Genomic DNA, 21,272 nt, shown 5'->3' on the forward strand with positions numbered 1-21,272 from the left:
TTCCTTAGCCGATGACACGACTTGACACCGCCCGGATCCGGGCCGCTCGCCAGCGGATCGACCCCGCCTTTCTCGACACTCCCCTTTACCGCTGCGAGGCGCTGGAGCGCGACCTCGGCTGCGCGGTGAGCATCAAGCTCGAGACGGCGAACCCGGTACGCAGTTTCAAAGCGCGCGGCACCGAATTGGTCGCCAGTTCGCTCGCCGACAGCAGCGCCTGCGCTGTCGTCTGCGCGAGCGCGGGAAACTTTGGCCAAGCCCTGGCCTGGTCCGGTCGCAGCCGAGGACTCGACGTCACCGTCGTGGCATCGCGCTTCGCTCCGGCGGCCAAGCTTGACCGCATCCGCGCGCTGGACGCCAGGGTGGAACTGGTGGACGGCGACTTCGACACAGCCCGCGAACGAGCGGCGGTCATCGCGCGCCGCGACGGGATCCGGCTGGTCGAAGACAGCCTCGACCTCGAGACTTGCGAGGGCGCGGCCACCATCGGCCTCGAACTGGTCGACACCGCGTTCGACGTCGTCCTGATCGCTTTGGGCGGAGGCGCGATGGCCACCGGCGTCGGGCATGTGCTCAAGGAGTGCGTACCCGGCGCCGAGGTGATCTGCGTTCAGCCGCTGGGCGCACCGGCCATGACCCACTCCTGGCGGCAGCGGCGCGTCGTCACGACAGACTCGACCGACACCATCGCCGACGGCGTCGCCGGCCGGCATCCGATCCCGGCTGTCCTGAACGACCTTCTCTTGGTCGCCGACGACGCCGTCCTGGTTCAGGAGGCGTCGATCATCACCGGCATGCGGATCCTTCTCGATCGCGCCGGGCTCGTCGTCGAACCCTCGGCCGCGCTCGGCGTCGCGGCGATTCTCGAGAATCGGGCCCGCTTCGCCGGACGGCATGTGGTCACCATCGTCTGCGGGAGCAATGTCGACGCGGACGCCTACCGTCGCTGGGTCGGCGCGCCCGACCGCTAAAACTCAGGCCAGATCAGCCGGGCGCGTACCAACGGAAGTGAGCGGCAAGCCCAACGCGACCCGTTCGGTCAACCATCCGCTGGGGCGATACCGCGGATCACCTGTGGCACGCAGCAAACCGTTCAGGATTCGCAGGACCTTCTCCGGACCGACCAGGTCGCCCCATTCCAGCGGGCCCCGCGGGTAGCCGAGGCCGAGGCGCACCGCGGTGTCGATGTCGGCGGGGGCGGCGAGACCCTGGTCGGCGAGGTAGCAGGCGGTGTTGATGATGGACGCCAGCAGGCGTTGCGCGATGGGCGCGGCACCGTCGCGGACGACCGTTACCGGGGTTCCGGTCGCGGCCAGTGCACCCCAGGCGGCGCGGCCGTAGTGCGGGTCCAGTCCAGAGTGGACAGACATCGTGTAGCGCGATTCGTAGCCGAGCGCATCGACTCCGACGACGCGCGAGGCGGGCAATTCCAATTGCCGCGCGGCCTCCACAGTGGACTCCCCGCGCAAGGTCACCAGCAGCACCGTGTCCGGGTAGGCATCCGGGACGACATCGACGCCTGCCGCGGACAGGAGACGGCCTAGGCGTTCGTCGGCGGCGTAGACCGGCGTGGTCGGGGCGGGCGGGGCCGTTGGCTCCGGGGGAAGTTCTTGTTTCCCGTCGGGGTAGCGGTAGAAGCCCTCGCCGGTTTTGCGGCCGAAGAGCCCGGCGGCGACGCGCGGGCGGGTCAGCCACGACGGGCGCAGGCGCGGTTCGGCGTGGAAACCGCTCCAGATGCTTTCCAGTACTGCGTGCGAGACGTCCAGGCCGGTGAGGTCCAGCAGTTCGAACGGGCCGAGTTTGAGGCCGAGGACGTCGCGCGCGATGCGGTCGATCTCGGCTGGTTCGGCCAGCGACTCGGAAAGGATTTGCAGCGCTTCGGTGTTCAGGCCGCGGCCCGCGTGGTTGACGAGGAAGCCGGGAGCGTCCTTCGCCAGCACGGGTTCGTGACCCCAGCCGCGGACGAGTTCGAGGGCTTCGCCCGGCAGCCAGTCGGCGGTGCGGGCGCCGGGGATCACCTCGACCAGCCGCATGAGCGGGACGGGGTTGAAGAAGTGCAGGCCGACCATGCGCGCGGGATCAGTGAGCCCGGCGGCGATTTCGGTGACCGACAACGAGCTGGTGTTGGTGGCGAAAACCGTGTCGGGGCCGCAGATTTTCTCCAGGCCGGCGAAGAGCGTCTGCTTCGTTTCGAGGTCTTCGCGGACGGCTTCGATGACCAGGTCCACGTCGTCGGCGGGGGCGAGCGGGCCGTCGACCGGAACGAGGCGTTCCTTCGCCGCGCGGCCGGCCTCTTCGGTCAGCTTGTTCTTGGCGACCAGCCGGTCGATCATCGCGCCGACGTGGTCGATCGCCGCGGTGACCGCTTCCGGCCGCACGTCCGCGAGTTCCACGGTGGCCCCGCCGGTCGCGGCGAGCTGGACGATGCCGCGTCCCATCACCCCGGTGCCGATCACGCGGATCCTGCCGACCCGTCCGGCCCATCCCGTCACGTCGAACCTGCCTTTCGCTTTGGCGCCACGGCGAACTTACCCCGGACTACAGCCCGACGAAGTCCGCCATCTGCCCGATGAGGTGCTCGAAGTACGCGTCAGCCGGGTCGACACTGCCGACGTACTGGCCGAACAGCTCGAAATTGAGCGTGCCGAACAGCTGGGTCCAGGCGGCGATGGCACGCATGACGACCTCGGCCGGCGCGTCGATGTCCAACACTTTGGTGAGCTGCTCAGCCTGCGCGCGCAGGTCGTCCGACATCGGCGCGGTGACCGCTGGCTCGTGCGGGTGCGCGTCGCGCAGCACCGCGACCAGCGCGAAAGCCACTCGTCCGGCGGGGCCGACAGTGTCTTGGGGAGCTTGGTAACCCGGGATGGGCGAGCCGTAGATGAGCGCGTACTCGTGCGGATTCGCGCGGGCCCAATCGCGGGTCGCGCGCCAGACGGCTCGCCAGCGCGTGCGCGGATCGCCGGTGTGCGGGTCGGCCTGCTCGGCGGCCTCGCCGACGGCGTTGTACGCGTCCACGATCAGCGCGGTGAGCAGGTGATCTCGGCTGGGGAAGTACCGGTACAGCGCCGACGAGACCATCCCCAGCTCACGGGCGACCGCACGCAGGGAAAGGCCGTGCGCGCCAACCTCGGCCAGCTGACGACGGGCCTCGTCCTTGATCTCGCGGGTGAGCTCGGCGCGGACTCGTTCGCGGGCGGTCCGGGGGGCGGCAGTCATGGGATCAGTGTGCCTCGGATGAGAGCGCTGCGCAAAACCGAGAGCACTGCTCTTGACGCGAGACGGTCTGCAGGTGTTCACTGTTCACAACAGAGAGCACCGCTCTCGAAACCCGAGGAGGATCCCATGACCAGCACCCGCTACCTCGAACCGGGCAAGTCGGCCGCGGCGTTCAACGGCGTCGTCCGATGGCTCACCAGGCACGGCCTCAGCGTGTGGGGCAGCCGGGTACTGGGCGTCCGCGGCCGGAAGTCCGGCGAACTGCGCGAGGTGCCGGTGAACCTGCTGCCGTTCGAGGACAAGCAGTACCTGGTGGCCGCACGCGGGGAAACCCAGTGGGTGCGAAACCTGCGCGCGGCGGGCGAAGGCCAGCTGTCGGTCGGACGACGGACCGAGACCTTCACCTACCGCGAGCTGTCCGACGAAGAGAAGCCCGCCGTGCTGCGCTCGTACCTCAAGCGCTGGGCGTTCGAGGTCGGCACGTTCTTCGAAGGCGTGGACGCGAAGGCGCCGGAAGAGAAGCTGCTGGAAATCGCGCCGGGCTACCCGGTCTTCGAGGTCTTCACCCGGTAAGTCAGCGCGCGCGTTTCCGGAACGTGGTGGCCGCGACGAGGACCACGCCGACCAGGAACGCGACCAGCCCGATCAGGAACCAGAGCTTCTGCCCAGTCATGAAACTGCCGGTCAGCACGCCGACGCCCTGCAGCACCCACACCGCGCCAACCAGCACCAGCACCACCCCGCACGCCAGTGTGATCCACCGCTTCACGCCATCTCCTCGCTAGGGAAGGACCTTGGGGAAGTGTCTCAGGGTTTCCCCGCGCGACCCGCCCAGCCCAGAATGCGCCCCAGCCCCAATGCCACATCGAGCGCATCCCACGCACCCGATGCGGCATTGAGTGCATCTAACGCCCCCGATGCCACATTCGGGGCGCAAGCCCCGCCCGAAAACCGCCACTGAAAGCACCCACCGATCGAGGCACCCAGCCCTGGCCCTGCACCCCGATACGAAGCCTCCCTGCGGTTCGGGGGGGGTTGTCAAGGCATCTTTCCCGCCTTGACAACCACCCCAGAACCGTCAGCACAATCAAGCTTCGGGGTGCCCCACGCAACCCGACCTACCCGCGCCGCCGAGGCTGTCCAAACGACTGCGCCTCCCCCAACGAAGTCGCAGTAGCCGTACCCCCCTGAACCTTCGCAACCACCGTCACGTTGTCCCCAGATTTCGGCGACCCAGACTTCTCCGTAGCCGAATCCAGCACGTACGTCTGCTTGTACCCGTCCTTACTAGTCAGCGTCACCGAAGTAGCACTGAGCTCAGTAATCGTCCCGGTCTGCAGCCGTTCCGTCACATACCCCCCACCCGCATCCGTCACCACGAAGTCGCCATGCAACGCGTCCCGCAGCACAGCCATCCCACCAAAGCCCCCGCGGCCACCAGGCCCACCCGGCCCACCGAACCCACCCGGCCCCTGCTGCTGCGCAGTCGCGCTGCTACCACTGGTCCCCGCCCAAATCGCCAGCCCACCGCCCACCGCGATCACCACCGCGACACCCGCCGCGATCGCCGTTTTCCGCCCGGACCACGTCTTACCCGGGCCGCCACCGGAAGCAGGAGCAGGCTGCTCTCCCCAGGTCGCACCCTGTGCTGGATCGGTTGTCATGGTCTCCTCCGGAACGTTCGAGCTTGTCTTCCCCGAGCGTCGGGGCACCCCCTGTGCGGAGGCTGTGGCAGACGTGGGGGACACCTGTGCACCCCCGGCGGCACGCGCCGCACAGGAAACACACAGCCGGGGCACAGCTCGACCTGAAGACGAGGCCCGAAGATGGCACCATGAGCAGTATGAACGCCGCGTCCGCCGGCCGGGGCAAGGCCGAACTGCGCCGCGCGGACGGCAGCCCGGTCCGCGTGCTGGTCGTCGACGACGAGTCGACGCTGGCCGAACTCGTGTCCATGGCCCTGCGCATGGAGGGCTGGGAGGTGCGCAGCGCGGGCACCGGAGCCGAGGCGGTGCGCGTCGGCCGCGAGTTCCGGCCGGATGCCGTGGTGCTCGACGTGATGCTGCCCGATTTCGACGGGCTCGAGGTGCTGCGCCGAATGCGCGCCGAGACGCCGTATCTGCCGGTTCTCTTCCTGACCGCGAAAGACGCGGTAGAGGACCGCATCGCCGGGCTCACCGCGGGCGGCGACGATTACGTGACCAAGCCGTTCAGCCTGGAGGAAGTGGCGTTGCGGTTGCGCGCGTTGCTGCGTCGGGCGGGCGGTGTTTCCGGCGCGACGGGCTCGCAGCTGGTGGTCGGCGACCTCACGCTGGACGAGGACAGCCGCGAGGTGCACCGCGGCGGCGACCTGGTGCCGCTCACCGCGACCGAGTTCGAACTGCTGCGGTACCTGATGCGCAATCCTCGCCGGGTGCTGTCGAAGGCGCAGATCCTCGACCGCGTGTGGAGCTACGATTTCGGCGGCCAGGCCAATATCGTCGAACTGTACATTTCCTACCTCCGCAAGAAAATCGACGCCGATCGGGAACCGATGATCCACACCATGCGCGGCGCCGGATATGTCCTCAAACCCGCTGCGGGCTGAGCGCCGCCGCCCGTGGTCGCTGCGCCGCAGGCTGATCGTGCAGCTGGCGGCGCTGCTCGCGCTGGTCTGCCTGGTGGTCGGAGTGGTCACCGAATTGGCGTTGAACAGCTTTCTCGTCGCGCAGCTCGACGGGCAGCTGTCGGCGGCGAGCGATCGCGGGTTCCGGCACGGCGTGCCGCGTCCGCCCATCAACGGCACCGGCAAACTGCCGCCGGACCCGTTGCGCGTGCTCGGCCAGCCGGAGGGGACGCTGAGCCTGGTCGTGCACGACGGAACGGTCAACGGGCAGGTGATCGGGCCGCTCGGCCTGGTCCCGCTGACCCCGGAACAGGACCGGGTCCTGCTCGTGCTCGCGCCGAACGGTCAGCGCCGCACCGTCGAACTTCCCGGGAACCTCGGCAAGTACCGGGTGGTCGCGACGTATTCGCCGCGTGGCGAGTTCACCGTGATCGGGCTGCCGATGACCCGGGTCACGGAAACGTTGTGGCGGCTGGGTTTCATCTTCGGCGGAGTCGCGCTCGGCGGCATTCTCGTCGCCGGATTCGCCGGCGCGGTCACGATCCGGCGGACCATGGCCCCGCTGGACCGGCTCGCCGCCACCGCCTCCCGGGTGTCCGAACTGCCGCTGGACCGCGGCGAGGTCGCGCTGTCCGAGCGAGTGCCCGAAGTGGACACTGACCCGCGAACCGAGGTCGGCAAGGTCGGTGCGGCGATCAACCGGATGCTGGGTCACATCGCCGAGGCGCTCGCCGCCCGGCAGGCCAGCGAAAGCCGGGTGCGGCAGTTCGTCGCGGACGCGAGCCACGAATTGCGCACGCCGCTCGCCGCGATCCGCGGATACGCCGAATTGACCCGGCGCGGCAGCGAGCAGGTGCCGCCGGACATCGCGTTCGCGATGAGCCGGGTCGAATCCGAATCGGCGCGGATGACGACGCTCGTGGAGGATTTGCTGCTGCTCGCCCGGCTCGACTCCGGACGTCCGGTGGTGCACGAGCCGGTCGATTTGTCCCGGCTGGTCGCGGACGCGGTCGCCGATTCGCACGTCGCCGGTCCGGAACACAAATGGCTGCTGGAACTTCCCGGCGAGCCGATCGCGGTGCTGGGCGATTCCGGGCAACTGCACCAGGTGGTGCTGAACCTTCTCGGCAATGCTCGCACGCACACGCCCGCGGGCACCACGGTGACCACCGCACTGTCCACCCGGGACGGCTGGGTCACTTTGTCCGTTGTGGACGATGGGCCGGGAATTCCGCCGGACATCCTGCCCGAGGTGTTCGAGCGGTTCGCTCGCGGAGACAATTCACGTTCGCGGGCTGCCGGGAGCACCGGGCTGGGGTTGGCGATTGTCGCCGCGGTGGTGGCCGCGCATTCCGGGCGGGTGATGGTGACCAGCGGGCCGGGCCGTACTGAATTCGTCGCTTCGTTCCCGCAATTGCGTGACGGTGGCAACACCGCATCGTGAGCGTTTCACAGCCCGCGCACAGCACGAGCCGTGAGAATGACGGACATGACGACTGCCGTCGCGCCACGCTGGGTGCGCCCCGCGGTCGCGGTGCTGCTGCTCGGCACTGCCGCGCTGTATCTCACCAATGTCGCGTTTTCCGGCTGGGGCAACGATTTCTACGCGATGGCCGTGCAAGCGGGCACGTGGGACTGGAAGGCGTGGTTCTTCGGCTCGCTCGACCCGGGCAATGTGGTCACCGTCGACAAACCGCCGCTTTCCCTGTGGGCGATGGGATTGTCCGGGCGGATCTTCGGTTTCTCCAGCTGGAGCATGCTGGTACCGGACGCGTTGGCGGGCGTGGGCTCGGTCGGCCTGCTGTATCTGGCGGTGCGGCGGCTTTCCGGTCCGGTCGCCGGATTGCTGGCCGGGGCATTGCTCGCGCTCACCCCGGTGGCCGCGTTGATGTTCCGGTTCAACAACCCGGACGCGTTCCTGGTTCTGCTGCTCGTCGCGGGTGGATACTTTCTGGTGCGGGCACTGGAAAACGCCAGTACGAAGTGGCTGCTGCTGGCGGGCGTCGCGATCGGCTTCGGGTTTCTCGACAAAATGCTGCAGGCCTTCCTGGTGTTGCCTGCCTTTGTACTCGCCTACGCGATCGCGGCACCGACTTCACTGGGCCGCCGAGTGTGGCAATTGCTCGCCGCCGCCGGGGCGGTCGTCGTTTCCGCGGGCTGGTGGGTGCTCGCGGTGGCGTTGTGGCCGGTTGCCGACCGGCCGTACATCAGCGGGTCGACGAACAACAGCGTGCTGGAGTTGGCCTTCGGGTACAACGGGCTCGGCCGGATCTTCGGTCAGTCACACGGCGGGGACGCACGACCGAAACTGCCTGAGGTTTCCGGTGCCGGGCACGGCTTCGGCGGCCAAGCGGGCTTGACTCGCTTGTTCACCGAGCAGTTCGGCGGCGAGGCCTCCTGGCTGTTGCCCGCGGCGTTGATCGGGCTCGTGGCCGGATTGTGGTTCACCCGGCGCGCGCCGCGCACTGACCGCACCCGGGCCGCACTGGTGCTGTGGGGCGCTTGGACGGTAGTCAGCGCCCTGGTGTTCAGCTACATGAGCGGGATCATCCACCCGTACTACACGGTCGCACTCGCGCCGGGAATCGCCGCTACGGTAGCGATTTCCGCGACCGAACTCTGGCGCGGCCGCGCTTATCCGGCCCCGCGAGCGGTGCTCGCGGTGATGCTGGCGGCGATCGTCGCGTGGAGTTTCGTTCTCCTGGATCGGACACCGAACTGGCAGCCGTGGGTGCGGTACACCGTGCTGGTGCTCGGTGTCCTAGGCGTGGTCGCGCTGGTGATCGGGACTGCGCGCCGAGCCGTCGCCGTGCTGGCACTCGTGGCCGCGCTGCTGGGGATGGCGTCCTTCGCCGTGGCCACCGCCTCGACGGCGCACACCGGCGGAAGTCCGACGTCCGGGCCGCGAAGCCCGCACAAGGGACGCAGCAGTTTCAGCATGCCAAATCAGTCCAATGTGGAGCTGAATCGATTGCTGGAGACCACGACGACGAAGTGGGCCGCCGCGGAAACCGGTGCCATGCAAGCCGCTGGACTGGCGTTGAACAGCGGTAAACCGGTGCTCGCGGTGGGCGGGTTCAGCGGTAGCGACCCCGCACCGACTCTCACGCAATTCCAGCAGTACGTGGCGAGCGGCGAGATCCACTACTTCGTCGTCGGCGCGCGCAACGGCCGCGGCGGCCCGGGTGGCAGCCGCGGCACGTCGGGGGAGATCACTGCCTGGGTCCAGCAGCACTTCCGCCCCAGCACGGTCGGTGGCGCGACGGTGTACGACCTCACGCAAAAGTGACTGAGGTATTGGCTCCGCACAAGACAAAACACGGCAGCTCGGCCGGAACCCGCCCGGCCAGCCACGCGGCCAGCGGCGCAGCGGCTCCTGGCTCGACGACGAGCCGGAAGTCCCGCCACAGCAAGTCGCGCGCGGCGAGGAGTTCGGCGTCGGAAACCAGCACGGACGTGACGTTCGGCGAGCTGAGGATGCCAAACGCCAGCTCGCCGACGCGGGTCGCGCCGAGCGCTGAGGCGGCGACCGAGTCGACGGTGACGTCCACTGGCTCGCCCGCTTCGAGGGCGGCGTGCAGGGCTTGGCAGTGCTCCGGTTCCACCGCGAACACCTGACGGCCGTCCGCGGCCAGCGTCGTGCCGGACGCCAGCCCACCGCCGCCCACGGCGACGGCAATGGCATCGACGTCTGGTGCGTCGGCGACGATTTCCGCGGTGGCGGTTCCTTGCCCGGCGATCACGTCGGCGTCGTCGTACGCGTGCAGGTAGCGGGTGCCGGGTTCGTCGGTGGCGGCCAGCGCGGCCGTCGCGGCTTCGCCGTACGTCGTGCCGTGCCGGATGAGCTTCGCGCCAGCCGCTTCGATGCCGGCGGCCTTCGCTTCGGGCACGGTTTCCGGGACGTAGACGACAGCGGGAACGCCCACCATCTGCGCGGCGGTCGCGACGCCGAGGCCGTGATTGCCGCCGGACGCCGTGACCACCCGCTTCGGCTTAGGCCCGGTGAGCAGGGCGTTTACCGCGCCGCGGAGTTTGAACGAACCGGACCGCTGGAGCTGCTCCAGCTTGAGCACGAGCGGACGGCCGTCGATTTCGGTGCGTAACAGAGGTGTCCACCGGACGTGTGGTCGGAGGCGGAGATGGGCCGCGGCGACGTCGGCTGCGGAGGGTGCGATGCGCATATCGGTCATTCTCCCCTCGCCGGCCCGCCCGCGCGTGCCGCTTGCCGGGAAAACCCCAGCGTGACAGGGCGCGACACGGGGCAAGAGGGCATTGTCTAGCTCACCGCGGCCTCGCTAAGCTCTGCGCAGACGTGGGGTGTCCGACCATGTGCGTACCGCGACGAGTACTACCGAGAGTAGTAGCGTCCTGCGGGTGTCCCCGTTCGGTGCACTTCACGCCTCGGTCTCGTCGGGACTCCTCGGGAACGGAAAGGTGACGTGGATGCGCGACGGCTCGGCCCAGTCGCAGGACTCCGCTGCGCGGCTGCTCGACCGCCTCGGGATCCGCACTGTGCGGGCGCGAGTGACCGTGCTGATCGTGGCCCCGCTGGTCCTGGTCCTCGCGACGGCGGTTCCGCTCGTGGTCACGCAGGTCACCGCCGCGTCGAGAGCAGCGGCCACTTCGGACACCGTGGCGCGGGCGCAGCGGGCGGGCGGCCTGGTCGGGCAGTTGCAGCGGGAAAGCCTGCTCACGGCGGCTTTCGTCGCCGACCCCTCGGCCACCAACACGGCGCTCGTCCAGCAGCAACAGGTGGTGGACAGTGCCGCGCACGGCGTCGCGGACAGCCTGGTCAACCAAGGTGGAGCCCTAGCGAAACTGCGGCAGAACGCGCTCAATCGTCAGGTTTCCGTAGCCGATGTCGCTTCTGGATACGATTCCATGTCCGTTGGAGTGATCGACGCGCTGGGACTGGCCACTTCGGACAGTTCCGGCGCTCGGGCACTCGACGCCCTGCTGCGCGCGGACGAGCAGCGAGCGGCCCGGGCGACCGCGCTGATCGCGTCCACCGGTGCCGATCGCGCAGATCAGCGGGCTGCCGTCTACGGAGAACAGTTCGCCCGGCTGGCCGGGAAAGCGGACGCGGCACAGGTCGCCGCGGTCGAAACGGGGTCGATGGCCCAGCAGTTCGACCGGCTCGCCGCCGCGCCGCGCCAAGACCGGCAATTCGTGTCCGATGTGGTCACTGCCGGTACTCAGCTCGCCGATGAGCTCGGCGCGGTGGAAACCCGGATCACCGGGGCGATCGCCGACGCCGCCTCCGCGCAAGCGTCCAGCGCGACCCGGACGGCGGTTTTCCTCGGCGGTGCCGCGATTGTCCTTTTCGGACTGGTTGCCGCGTTGTCCGTGCTGGCCGCGCGCTCCGTCGTCCGGCCGTTGCGGCGGTTGAGCGGACAGGCACGCTCGACCGCCGACCTCGCCGCCGCTGAACTGGTTCAGGCCGCCGAACCGGGATCGGGTCCGCCGCAGTCGTCGCTGCCCGCGCTCACGGCGGAAACCGGTGGTGAACTGGCTGAGCTGGCCGAGGCGTTCAACCGGCTCCGCGCCGCCGCGGCGGAAGCGGTCACCGGGCAGGCGAATGCGCGCCGCGCCGCGGTTCAGCTGCTGGTCGGAGCGGCCAAGCGCACGCAGAACCTGATGTCTGGCCAGCGCACGGTGGTCGAGGAAATGACTCGCGGCACCGACGATCCGGTGTTGCTCGCCGGGCTGAATCGCGTGCAGCACGCCGCGCTCCGGTTGCGCCGCACTGCCGACGATTTGCTGGTGGTGACGGGTAATCGCGACGAAACCCGGGTCGGCGGTCCGATCGAACTGGCCACCGCTTTGCGTTCGGCCGCGGCGGAAATCGACGACGAATCCCGGATCCGGCTCGGCGAACCGGCGGAGGCGCTGCTCGCGCCGTCGCTGGGGATCGATCTGGTGCTGTTGTTCGCCGAACTGCTGGAGAATGCCGCCGCGTTCTCGCCGCCGGAGTCCCTGGTCGAGATTTCGACCGAGTTCCAGCCGTCCGGCGATCTGCTGGTGAGCATCGCCGATCACGGCGTCGGGCTGTCCGCGGAGCGGCTGGCGCAGGAAAACCACCGGCTCGCCGAACCGGTCGACGCGTCGTTCGGGCAGCAGCTCGGCCTGGCCGTGGTCGGGCGGCTCGCGCAGCGGCATTCGCTGCGCGTCGAGCTGGAGTCCACTCCGGACGGTGGCGTGACGGCGAAGGTTTCGGTGCCGCAGGCGTTGTTCACCCGCGACGTGGATTTCCGGCGGGGGCCGGGGCTTTTCGAACCGGGCCAGGTGCCGGATCCGCGGCCCGTGCTGCTGCCCGCGCCCGCGATCGCCGCGTTGTCCGCGCCGACCCCGGCCGGGTTCCAGTGGTTCACCGATCCGCCGGAACCCGAGGCCGACGAACCGCGATCGGACGAGGCCGAGGCTCCGAAGTGGCCAGAGGCGGAACCGGAATTCGCCTCCCTCACCGGAACGCTCGAAATCCCCGACGAGCCCGAAGAGTCCACAGTGGATGCTCCGGACGCTCCGAGTGCTCAGGACACCGCGGACCCGTCGCCGACGCACCAGTTCACCGTCGTGCCACCGGAATCCCGCGACGGAGTCTTCCGCCGCGTCCCCGGCGCTCAGCTGGCTCCCGGGCTCAAACTGCCGCAGCTCGTCCGCACCCCGTTGCCGCGCCGCGAATTGCGCGATCCGGCCGCCGAGCGGGCCACCTTCGACTCGTTTTCCGACGGTGTCGCCAAAGCACAGCAAGTCACCGCTCAGCAGGCCGATCAAGGAGGATCATGACCGTTCCCGCCGCCGCGCAGAACTTCAACTGGCTGGTCAACCGCTTCGCGCTGCACACCGCGGGCGCGATCGCCGCGCTCGCGGTGTCCGCGGACGGGCTGCTGATCGCCGCGTCGCAGGACCTCGACCGCGCGGACGCCGACCGGCTCGCGGCGACCTGCTCGGCGATGCTCGCGCTGGCCCAGAGCGTGTCCGAAAGCCATCCGCTCGGCGATCCGGACAAGGTCGTGGTCGAACTGGAGCGCGGCTACCTGGTGGTCTGCACCATCAGCATCGGCTGCTCGCTCGGCGTGCTGGCCAACAAACAGGCCAGCCTCGGCACGATCGCCTACGAGATGGCGATGTTCGCCAACCGCGCGTCCGAAGTCCTGACCCCCGCGCTCGTCGAGGAGTTGAAGAACACCGCGTTCGCCTGACCCGTGAAAATCCTCGTGCTTGGCCCGGCCGGAGCCGGGAAAACGACGGCGGTGCACGCCGTGTCGGAGATCGCGCCGGTGCGCACCGACGCTGGCGACACCACCGCGGCGCTCGACTTCGGCAGGCTCGGCGAGGGCGAGCGGCGCCGCTACCTGTTCGGCGCGCCGGGACAGCCCCGGTTCTGGTTCCGCTGGCCCGACCTCGTACGGGGCGCGGACGCCGCGCTCGTCGTGGTCGATCCGCGGCGGATCGCGAACGCCTACCCGGTGCTCGACGCGGTCGAAGGGCTGCGGCTGCCGTTCGTGGTCGGGGTGAACTGCTTCGACGGCCTGCTCACCCGGCCGCTGCACGACGTGCGCTGGGCGCTGACCGTGCGCGACGGCGTCCCGGTGCATCCCTTCGACGCCCGCGACCCGGCTTCGGTGCGGGAGGTGCTCGACCTCGTCGAAGCCGGGGCGGTGCGGGGGTCGAAGGAGCGGCAACCGAGTCCGCTATAGTCGTCTGCGGGGACCCCCCGTGGCGTCCACCCTGTGAACTTCCCCAGGGCCGGAAGGCAGCAAGGATAAGCGGGCTCTGGCGGGTACGGGGGGAACCCGCTTTTTTTATGCGGTTAGAACAGCCCCAGCACGTCGTCCGGCGGCGTCGGCGAGGGCAGCGGCTCCGCGTCAAAGACCGGTGCGGCCTTCCCTCGAAGCTGCCGCAGCTCAGCGCCATGCACTACCCGCGCCGGATACGGCGACGAGGCCGCACGCCGGGTCAGCTCAGTCGTCGGCAGTTCGAGCCGCGAGGCGGCCAGCACGAGATTGCCGAACCGTCGCCCGCGCAGCACGCTGGGCTCGGCCAGCAGGACGACGTGCGGAAACACCTCCGCCAGCGTCGCCAGGAACCGGCGGGCGAACGGCAGGCCAGGGCCGTCGGAGATATTCGCCAGCATCGTCGCGCCCGGCCGCAGCACGCGGGCCACGTCCGTGACGAACTCGACGGTCGCCAAACCACCGGCCAGCGTCGCGCGTTCAAAGGCGTCGATCACGATCAAGTCCGCCGACGCGTCGTGCCTGCTGCGCACGCCCGCGCGGCCGTCCTCGATCCGCACGCGCAGCTTCGGGACGCTGCGCAGGTCAAGCTGTTCGCGGACCAGGTTGATCAGCGGCTCGTCGGCGTCGAACACCAGCTGCCGCGAACCTGGTCGCGTCGCGGCGACGTACCGCGGCAGGGAACAGCCCGCACCGCCGACATGCAGCGCGTCGAGCGGACCGGGCGGCAGGAAGTCGACCAGGTCGCCGAGCCGGCGCACGTAGTCGAACTCCAGGTTCGTCGGATCGTCCAGATCGACGTAGGACTGCGCCACCCCGCCCACCGAAAGCATCCACGCGTTCGGCCGATCGGCGTCGCGCAGCAGTTCGGCGGTCCCGAACCGCACCGGGTAAGTGCCCGGCTGAGGGCCGCTCGGCGCACGGCCGCGACCGGAACGGGAGGGGCTCACCGTGCTCACTGTAGTCTCGGGCACGTGGCTCTCGCGCTGTACCGGAAGTACCGTCCGGCGACCTTCGCCGAGGTCGTCGGCCAGGAGCATGTGACCGAACCGCTGCGCACGGCGCTGGCCGCCGGGCGCATCAACCACGCGTACCTGTTCTCCGGGCCGCGCGGCTGCGGCAAAACGTCGAGCGCGCGGATCATGGCGCGCTCGCTCAACTGCGCCCAAGGCCCGACCCCGGATCCGTGCGGCGAATGCAACTCGTGCCGCGCGCTCGCGCCGGAAGGCCCCGGCAGCGTCGACGTCACCGAACTCGACGCGGCCAGCCACGGCGGCGTGGACGACGCCCGCGAACTGCGGGACAAGGCGTTCTTCGCACCCGCCGAATCGCGCTACCGCGTGTTCATCATCGACGAGGCGCACATGGTCACCACGCAGGGCTTCAACGCCCTGCTGAAAATCGTCGAAGAACCGCCAGAGCACCTCATCTTCATCTTCGCCACCACCGAGCCGGACAAGGTGCTCACCACCATCCGCTCGCGGACGCACCACTATCCGTTCCGGCTGATCCCGCCGAGCTCGATGCGGGAACTGCTGGAACGCAACGTCGCCGCCGAGGGCGCGACGGTCGAACCGGCGGTGTACCCGCTGGTGATCCGCGCGGGCGGCGGTTCGGCTCGCGATACCCAGTCGGTGCTGGACCAGCTGCTCGCCGGGGCCGGTCCGGAGGGCGTCACGTATCCGCGGGCGGTGTCGCTGCTGGGCGTCACGGACACCGCGCTGATCGACGCGGTGGTCGACGGGCTCGCGAACGACGACCCGGCCGAGGTGTTCGGTACCGTCGAGAAACTCGCCGACGCCGGACACGACCCGCGCCGCTTCGCCACCGATCTGCTCGACCGGCTGCGCGACCTGCTGCTGATGCGCGCCGTTCCGGAAGCGGGCGAACGCGGTCTGGTCGCCGCGCCGGACGACGAGCTCAAGCGGATGACCGAGCAGGCCGAGAAGCTCGGCCCGGCCACGCTGTCCCGCTACGCCGACATTGTCCACAGTGGACTTCTCGAGATGCGCGGCGCGACGTCGCCGCGGCTCGTGCTCGAACTGCTTTGCGCGCGGATGCTGCTGCCGTCGGTCACCGAGGCGGAAAAAGCCTTGCTGGCCCGGATCGAACGGCTGGAGCGGCGTCCGGCTGGCGCGCCCGCTCCGGTCGCCGCTCCTGCTTCTGGCGGAGCCGCGCCTGCCCCGGTTGCTTCCGCTGGTACGGCGGAGGCTCCGGTGCGATCGTTCCAGCGGCCTTCGCAGCGTCCGGCTCAGGAAACTCCCGCCGCACCGGCTCGTCCGGTGGCGGAGGAACCGGCGCGTCCGGCACGGCCGGAGGTCAGCCGTCCGGCTCCCGCGGAACCGGCGGAGCCTGCTGCCGCCGCGCCTGCTCCCGCTGCTGCCGCGCCTGCTCCCGCTCCGGAAGCGCCCGCTGCTCCGGCCGCGGAGGAAGCCCCGGCCGCGGGCGGGATCGACGCGGCCAAGGTGCGCGAGAAGTGGCCGCAACTGCTGGCGTCACTGCGGAAGTTCACCGGCGGGCGCGCGCTCGAAGCCATGCTCACGCAGGCGACGGTCGCCGAAGTCGACGGCTCGGCGGTGACTCTGACGCACAAGTCCGAACCGCTCGCCCGGCGGCTGAGCGACCAGGGCAACGCGAGCAAGATCGCGGCCGGGCTGAGCGAGGTGCTCGGCGGCGAATGGCAGGTCCGCTGCGTGCACGGCGCGGCCCCGGCCGCCGCCCCGGCGCGGCAGGCTCCCCGGCAGCAACCGGCGGCCCCGGCTCCGGAGCGGTCGTTCACGCGTCCGTCCGCGGCCGCGCAGGCCCCGTCGGCAGCACCTCCGGCCCCGCCGAAGCCCGCGGCGGAAGCACCGAGCCGCCCGCGCGTCACCACGAGCGAACCGGACATCCCGCTCCCGCCGGAGCCCACGGACGAGGATGACGACATCTACTCCGAGGACTCCAGCCCGGTCCCGCCGCCTCCACCGCCGCCCGCGGAGGAGGACCCGGAGCAGATCGCGCGCAAACTGCTGTCGGACCACCTCGGCGCGCGTCCGCTGGACTGACCGCCTCGTGAGTGCTTACGCCGGTTAGAACCGGCGTAAGCACTCACGAGACACAAGGCTCAACAGCGGGCGCGGAACCGAAGTTTGCGGCGGACCCGCTACCGCTGAGCAGGCGTCGTGAGTGTCTATGCCGGTTCTAACCGGCACGAACACTCACGACGTTGAGTGGATGCGGCGTCGGTGGCGTTCGCACGGTCACGGTCCGGGTCGCGGCGTCCCAGGTCCAGCTTCCACTGCGCCGACCGTCCACGTACACCGCGGACGGCTTGGCAGCGTTGGTGAATCGGACCGTCCACGCGCGCTGCGAGGCACCGATCGCGAGCGTCGCCGCGTGGGGATTTTCGGTGTAGCGCAAGGAAGTCGTGGACGGCCCCTCGTAGAGGGTGAACGCGCCGTTGTGGCCGCCAGCCACCGTGACGGTCGCGGCGGTCAGCGGATCGTGCGCGTCACCGGCCACGTTTCCGCTGCGGGTAACCATGATCCCGCCCGACCGCACGAACACCGGCATCGCGTCCCAGCCCGTGGTGATCTGCGCGGTGGTGCCGCCTCGGTAGGTCTTGCCGGTGAAGTAATCCGTCCAGTCGTTGCCCGGCGGGAACCAGACGCTCGTGGTCGCCGTGGCACCCGGGCTGGTCGCCGGAGCCACGAGGACGTCCGGGCCGTACAGGTATTCATCGCCAGCCTGGGCGTACGCCTCCTGCTGGTCCGGATACTGCAGGTACAGCGGCCGCACGATCGGCATTCCCGTCGCCGTTGCCTGCTGCGCGAGTGTGTACGTGTACGGCACGAGATTCTCGCGCAGGTTAAGGAATTTCGTCGCTGACGCGTCCGCGGCCGCCCCGTACTGCCAGGGCAGCCGGTCGCTGTGGTTGGAGTGCAGCCGGTCGATCGGCTGGAACGTGCCCAGTTGCACCCAGCGTGCGTACAGATCGTCGGGCAGTTTCGTGCTCCCCGGTTCGGTGCCGGGTTGCTGCAACCCTCCGGTGTGGCCGCCGATGTCGTGGCTCACCGAAGCCAAGCCGGTCGCCGCGGATTCGCCGGGGGTGTAGCCGACCTCGAAAGCCAGTGTGGCCCAATCGGAAATGGTGTCTCCGGTGAAATGCAGTGTGGTGCGCTTGTCCGCCCACGGTCCGGTCGGCACCGCTGTCGGCGAGCTGTATCCACCGGCTTGCAGCGAGCCGTACGCGCGGGAGAACGCGAAGCCGCCGCGTTGTGCGTACTGCTGGTTGATCCACGCGTCCGGAGTGACGCCGGCGAGGCTGGATTTCGAGCTGTCACAACACCAATCGAGCCACCAGACGTCGTTGCCTTGCTGTTCCATCGGCCGGTGCAGGTCGAAGTAGGCGCGCAACTGATCCGGGTCGCCGAAGTCGAAGACGTAGCAGTCTTTTCCGCAACTGGGTTGCAGTTTGCCCTTCGCGGTCGCTTGCGCGGCGGGGAATTGCGGGTCGTCGACGCGGATGCTCGGGTGGATGTTCAACGACGTGTGCAGGCCTTGGTCGTGCGCCCATTTGAAGAACGCCTTCGGGTCCGGGAAGCGGGATGGGTCGATTTCCCAGCCGTTCCACCGGTCCGGCGATTTGAAGTCTGTGTCGACGACGAGCATGTCGAGCGGCACGCCCTGGGAACGGAACTTGGGCACGATCGTCTGCTGGAAGTCGGCGGCCGTGCGGTCGTAGTACTCGGAATACCAGACGCCGTACGCCCAGCGGGGAAGCAGCAGCGACGGTCCGGTCAGCTGGGCCAATTCCTGCAGCGCACGGCCGTAGTCCTGGCCGTAGGCGAAGACGTAGCCGTCCTGGTAACTCTCGCTGCTGGGTCGCTGGGTGACGACCTTGGTGCGCGGGTCGTACAGCGCCGATGCGGTGTCGTCGAGAAGCGACCAGCCGTCCTGGTAAAGGATTCCGGGCGCGGAGACCGCGCTGCCGTCCACGCCGTCGAGGCCACGTCGGTAACCGCCGAGCGGCGCGTGCGGGGCGAGCAATACCGAATGCGCGGCGGTGACAGCGACGGTATCGAGGTTGACGTGGCAGTTCGCGTCTGGGCAGGAGAGCGTGACGGTGTTGGTGCCAGCCTTGAGTTTCACCGGAATGGCGTTGGTAAGCCACGAATTCCAGCTGCTAGTCGGCGGCAGGGTCAGGTTGGCGGAGGTGTCACCGGCTTGGAGCGTCAACGAGGTTGGCTGGGTCTGGCCGGAAACAGCGGTCGCGTCGGCGTAGCGCAGCTGCAGGTCGTAGGTGCCGTCGGTGGGGACGCCGGTGATCGTCAGCGCGTCCGTCGCGCCGGGTCGTTCCATGCCCGCGAGGAAGGCCTTGCCGGAGTGACCGTCGTGGTCGCTGGCCGGACGTGCCCCGCCGGAAAGTGCGCCTTGCTCGGCTTCGCAGAGGACTCCGAAGGAACACGGCGTCGGCCCGGGTGGCACGGGCTGTGGATACTCAGCACCGGCGTTGACCACGGCGAGGCTGTCGATGTTGACGTTGCCCGAGTCGGTGGTGCCCCGCTTGATGGTTACCTGATGCTGTCCCGCGGACAGGGTGATCGGCACGGTCGCGATGGCCCAGGTGTCCCAGTCAGCCGTGGCTGGCAGGGTGACGGTGTGTGCGTCGGTGCCGTCTACGAGGACGCTGAGGGTGCGGGTCGTGTGCTGTCCGTCGCCGCCGGTTCCGTTGGCGTAGCGAAGATCCAGCTGGTGATCGCCGGGTGCGGTGACCCGGAAGGCCAGGCTGTCGCCGGGGTTGGTGAAGCCCGCCGCGAAACCGTCGCCGGTGTAGCCGCGGTGGTCGGTGGCCGTGCCTGGCCCGTTGAGCTGCAGTTGCTCGGCCTCACAGAGCGTGCCGAAGGTGCAGGCTGGGGTCAGCTTGCCCGCCCACGGCCGCGCGGTGACGTCTTGTCCGCCGGTGCGCAGCTGGACGGTGAGGTTGTCGTCGGAAAACGCGCCTGAGTCAAGCTTGTAGCGCAGCTGGACGGCGCTGGTCCGGATGGTCAGCCAGCCGTCGCGTTTAGTTGCGGTGTAAGGGGTTTTAGGGAAGCTGCCGCGACCGACCGCGTTGAATGTGCCAGCGTCGACGAAGTCGGTGTCGCCCGCGTACTCGGTCCGGATGAGCGTCGGCGACAGGACTTCGAATCGCGCTTTACCGGCAGTCACCGCCTGGGGAGCGGCTTCGGCGACTCCCGTTGACACGAGAGTGCCCGCCATGGCTGTCACGGCGATCAGCCGTACCAGTCGTCCTCGGAGTGAAGTTGCCACCGGCGCCTCCTCGACAGGTTCCCAGCGACGGTAAGTCGGGACCGATCAAGGGAAAAGACGGTGTCCGGTGTTCTGTCCGCTCAGTAGCCCTTTCGGCTCCCTGCGTCAGGAGCCGGCCAGGTACGCCTCGATCGCCTTCGCGATCGCCTGCGCGTAGTGCGCCCGGCCCGCCGCGGACGACATCTGGCTGGCCTCGTCGGCGTTGCGCATGTTGCCGCATTCGACGAGCACGGCTGGCCGGGTCGACAGGTTGAGCCCGCCCAGATCATCCCGCGGCGAAAGACCCGCCGAGCCGATGTAAGTGGAGGTGGCGAAGCCGTCGTCGCGGATTCCGTCGCGCATCGTGCGGGCCAGTTTCAGCGACGGTTCGCCCTGCGCGGCGTTCAACGGCGGTGCCGAGTACGCGACGTGGAAGCCGTGCGCGGACGGCGAGGTGGAGCCGTCGGCGTGGATCGAGACCACGGCGTCGGCGTTCGCGGCGTTGCCGATCTGCGCGCGCTCGTCGACGCACGGGCCGACGCCGGAATCGTTCTGCCGGGTGTAGACGACCTTGATTCCCTTGGCCGCCAACGCGTTCCCGACCTCCTGCGCGACCGCGAAGGTGAACGCGTGCTCGGGGTACCCGGCGTTGGTCGACGTGCCGGTCGTGTTGCACGGCTTCGTCTGCCCGCGCCCGGCGGGCACCTTCCGGTTGATCTCGCCGGGGTGCGCGGCGTTGCCGCCGTTGTGGCCGGGATCGAGGACCACGACCTTGCCCGACCTGACCGGCGGCACCGCCGAGGTCGAAGGCGGGCCCGAAGACGAGGACGGCGGCGGTGCCGGGCTGGATGGCGTCGGAGCCGAGCTCGAGGCCGCCGAGGACGTCGGCGCGGCGGCCGGTGGGCGAGGCGTCTCGCCGCCGCCGGAACACGCTGTGAGCAGCATCAGGCCGGTCAGCAGCGGGAGTGTCTTCGCACGCACGCGACCACGGTGCCACAGCACACGCGTGCCGCCAGGACGGACGCGCCGGGTACGCGGCTAGGCTGGTGGAGAACACCCAAACGCGGAAGGACCGAGTGCGATCATGGTGCAACCCGGCGGCGGCGGCTTCGACCTGTCGCAGATCATGCAGCAGGCCCAGCAGATGCAGCAGAAGCTGGTGGAGGCCCAGGAGGAACTCGCCAGCACCGAGGTCACCGGCACCGCGGGCGGCGGGCTGGTCACCGCGACGGTGTCCGGCGACAGCCAGCTGAAAAGCCTCGTCATCGACCCGAAGGTGGTCGACCCGGACGACGTCGAAACCCTCGCCGACCTGGTGGTCGCCGCGGTGCGCGACGCGTCGGCGAGCGCGCAGAAGCTCACCGAGCAGAAGCTGGGCCCGCTGGCGGGCGGCCTCGGCGGCGGCATGCCGGACCTCGGCAGCCTCGGCTTCGGCGGCTGAG

The 21,272-nt window shown here is 69.5% G+C and carries 18 protein-coding genes and 1 other RNA gene; 11 read left to right on the top strand and 8 right to left on the bottom strand.

Annotated elements, in window-relative coordinates; translation table 11 throughout:
• Positions 1 to 11: 11 nt before the first annotated feature.
• On the top strand, positions 12 to 971 hold the full coding sequence (locus ACZ63D_RS30675; protein ID WP_465357850.1) for a threonine ammonia-lyase: 960 nt from the start codon (positions 12 to 14) through the stop codon (positions 969 to 971).
• 3 nt (positions 972 to 974) lie between these two features.
• On the opposite strand, the gene ACZ63D_RS30680 is transcribed toward ACZ63D_RS30675, so the two are convergent.
• Positions 975 to 2,492 (bottom strand): 3-hydroxyacyl-CoA dehydrogenase, encoded by a 1,518-nt coding sequence (locus tag ACZ63D_RS30680; RefSeq protein ID WP_465357851.1) that lies wholly within the window; start codon positions 2,490 to 2,492, stop codon positions 975 to 977.
• Between the two features lie 46 nt (positions 2,493 to 2,538).
• Positions 2,539 to 3,219: a TetR/AcrR family transcriptional regulator gene (locus tag ACZ63D_RS30685; RefSeq protein ID WP_465357852.1), complete on the bottom strand. Its 681-nt coding sequence runs from the start codon at positions 3,217 to 3,219 to the stop codon at positions 2,539 to 2,541.
• Positions 3,220 to 3,345: 126 nt separating this feature from the next.
• Between ACZ63D_RS30685 and ACZ63D_RS30690 the strand changes: the two genes are divergently transcribed.
• The gene (locus ACZ63D_RS30690) at positions 3,346 to 3,792 is read left to right on the top strand and encodes a nitroreductase family deazaflavin-dependent oxidoreductase (RefSeq protein WP_465357853.1); all 447 of its coding nucleotides are present in this window, start codon (positions 3,346 to 3,348) and stop codon (positions 3,790 to 3,792) included.
• 1 nt (position 3,793) lies between these two features.
• Here the strand turns inward: ACZ63D_RS30690 and ACZ63D_RS30695 are convergent, their stop codons facing one another.
• A complete protein-coding gene (locus ACZ63D_RS30695; RefSeq protein WP_465357854.1) occupies positions 3,794 to 3,988 on the bottom strand; it encodes a hypothetical protein in 195 nt (64 codons plus the stop codon).
• Between the two features lie 349 nt (positions 3,989 to 4,337).
• On the bottom strand, positions 4,338 to 4,883 hold the full coding sequence (locus ACZ63D_RS30700) for a hypothetical protein (protein WP_465357855.1): 546 nt from the start codon (positions 4,881 to 4,883) through the stop codon (positions 4,338 to 4,340).
• A 170-nt stretch (positions 4,884 to 5,053) separates the two neighbouring features.
• Here ACZ63D_RS30700 and ACZ63D_RS30705 point away from each other — a divergent pair, with 170 nt between their 5' ends.
• From ACZ63D_RS30705 to ACZ63D_RS30715, 3 genes are read left to right on the top strand one after another with little or no spacing between them, the layout of a single operon-like run.
• Positions 5,054 to 5,806, top strand: a complete 753-nt coding sequence (locus tag ACZ63D_RS30705) for a response regulator transcription factor (protein WP_465357856.1) — start codon at positions 5,054 to 5,056, stop codon at positions 5,804 to 5,806.
• Complete coding sequence (locus ACZ63D_RS30710; RefSeq protein ID WP_465357857.1) at positions 5,781 to 7,268, top strand: sensor histidine kinase; 1,488 nt, start codon at positions 5,781 to 5,783, stop codon at positions 7,266 to 7,268. The genes ACZ63D_RS30705 and ACZ63D_RS30710 overlap by 26 nt, the downstream gene beginning before the upstream one ends.
• Before the next feature lie 45 nt (positions 7,269 to 7,313).
• Positions 7,314 to 9,113, top strand: coding sequence for a glycosyltransferase family 39 protein (locus ACZ63D_RS30715; protein WP_465357858.1), 1,800 nt, complete (start codon positions 7,314 to 7,316; stop codon positions 9,111 to 9,113).
• On the opposite strand, the gene ACZ63D_RS30720 is transcribed toward ACZ63D_RS30715, so the two are convergent.
• Positions 9,100 to 10,005, bottom strand: a complete 906-nt coding sequence (locus tag ACZ63D_RS30720) for a serine/threonine dehydratase (RefSeq protein ID WP_465357859.1) — start codon at positions 10,003 to 10,005, stop codon at positions 9,100 to 9,102. The genes ACZ63D_RS30715 and ACZ63D_RS30720 overlap by 14 nt on opposite strands.
• A gap of 262 nt (positions 10,006 to 10,267) precedes the next feature.
• Between ACZ63D_RS30720 and ACZ63D_RS30725 the strand changes: the two genes are divergently transcribed.
• The 4 genes from ACZ63D_RS30725 (at position 10,268) to ffs (ending at position 13,629) form a co-directional block, all read left to right on the top strand.
• Positions 10,268 to 12,610, top strand: a complete 2,343-nt coding sequence (locus ACZ63D_RS30725) for a sensor histidine kinase (protein WP_465357860.1) — start codon at positions 10,268 to 10,270, stop codon at positions 12,608 to 12,610.
• The gene (locus tag ACZ63D_RS30730; protein WP_009084595.1) at positions 12,607 to 13,026 is read left to right on the top strand and encodes a roadblock/LC7 domain-containing protein; all 420 of its coding nucleotides are present in this window, start codon (positions 12,607 to 12,609) and stop codon (positions 13,024 to 13,026) included. Before ACZ63D_RS30725 ends, ACZ63D_RS30730 begins: the two co-directional genes overlap by 4 nt.
• A gap of 3 nt (positions 13,027 to 13,029) precedes the next feature.
• Positions 13,030 to 13,524: a GTP-binding protein gene (locus ACZ63D_RS30735; RefSeq protein ID WP_465357861.1), complete on the top strand. Its 495-nt coding sequence runs from the start codon at positions 13,030 to 13,032 to the stop codon at positions 13,522 to 13,524.
• 5 nt (positions 13,525 to 13,529) lie between these two features.
• Positions 13,530 to 13,629, top strand: an RNA gene (gene ffs, locus ACZ63D_RS30740) — signal recognition particle sRNA small type.
• An 8-nt stretch (positions 13,630 to 13,637) separates the two neighbouring features.
• Here the strand turns inward: ffs and ACZ63D_RS30745 are convergent.
• The gene (locus ACZ63D_RS30745) at positions 13,638 to 14,510 is read right to left on the bottom strand and encodes a spermidine synthase (protein WP_465357862.1); all 873 of its coding nucleotides are present in this window, start codon (positions 14,508 to 14,510) and stop codon (positions 13,638 to 13,640) included.
• A 24-nt stretch (positions 14,511 to 14,534) separates the two neighbouring features.
• On the opposite strand from ACZ63D_RS30745, the gene ACZ63D_RS30750 reads away from it, so the two are divergent.
• A complete protein-coding gene (locus tag ACZ63D_RS30750) occupies positions 14,535 to 16,604 on the top strand; it encodes a DNA polymerase III subunit gamma and tau (protein WP_465357863.1) in 2,070 nt (689 codons plus the stop codon).
• A 136-nt stretch (positions 16,605 to 16,740) separates the two neighbouring features.
• On the opposite strand, the gene ACZ63D_RS30755 is transcribed toward ACZ63D_RS30750, so the two are convergent.
• Both ACZ63D_RS30755 and ACZ63D_RS30760 read right to left on the bottom strand, forming a co-directional pair.
• Entirely contained in the window at positions 16,741 to 19,851 is a 3,111-nt protein-coding gene (locus ACZ63D_RS30755; protein WP_465357864.1) for a TIM-barrel domain-containing protein, read from the bottom strand.
• Between the two features lie 105 nt (positions 19,852 to 19,956).
• Complete coding sequence (locus ACZ63D_RS30760; protein WP_465358174.1) at positions 19,957 to 20,775, bottom strand: N-acetylmuramoyl-L-alanine amidase; 819 nt, start codon at positions 20,773 to 20,775, stop codon at positions 19,957 to 19,959.
• Between the two features lie 139 nt (positions 20,776 to 20,914).
• Between ACZ63D_RS30760 and ACZ63D_RS30765 the strand changes: the two genes are divergently transcribed.
• Positions 20,915 to 21,271, top strand: a complete 357-nt coding sequence (locus tag ACZ63D_RS30765; protein WP_009084583.1) for a YbaB/EbfC family nucleoid-associated protein — start codon at positions 20,915 to 20,917, stop codon at positions 21,269 to 21,271.
• Position 21,272: the final 1 nt, after the last annotated feature.

The organism is Amycolatopsis sp. NPDC104775, from assembly GCF_055583325.1.